Here is a 230-nt window from a genome sequence, read left to right as displayed (position 1 = left end):
GTCCCGCCATCGTGATGACCACGGGCGACAACGTCGACAACAACTCCGCGATCGAGCTGGAGTGGTTCCTGCCCGTGATGAGCGGTGGCCGGATCACGCCGAACACCGGTGACCCGCGGGCGTACGAAGGTGCCCAGGACTCCGGTCTCCCCCTGTTCTGGCACCCCGGGGACCCCCACCTGCGCGACCTGGACAAGCGGCGCGGGCCGCCCCTGGTCCCCGGCTTCCTC

1 pseudogene is annotated in these 230 nt (G+C 70.4%); it reads left to right on the top strand.

From position 1 onward, the window contains the following. Positions 1-230 (top strand): annotated as a pseudogene (locus tag KVT44_RS57445) (TIGR03767 family metallophosphoesterase); the annotation flags it as partial.

The organism is Streptomyces sp. GbtcB7 (assembly GCF_019091445.1).
GTDB classification, from domain to species: domain Bacteria; phylum Actinomycetota; class Actinomycetes; order Streptomycetales; family Streptomycetaceae; genus Streptomyces; species Streptomyces mirabilis.
The sequence above is the reverse complement of the archived record's forward strand: the minus strand, read 5'-3'. Positions and strand labels throughout refer to the sequence as shown.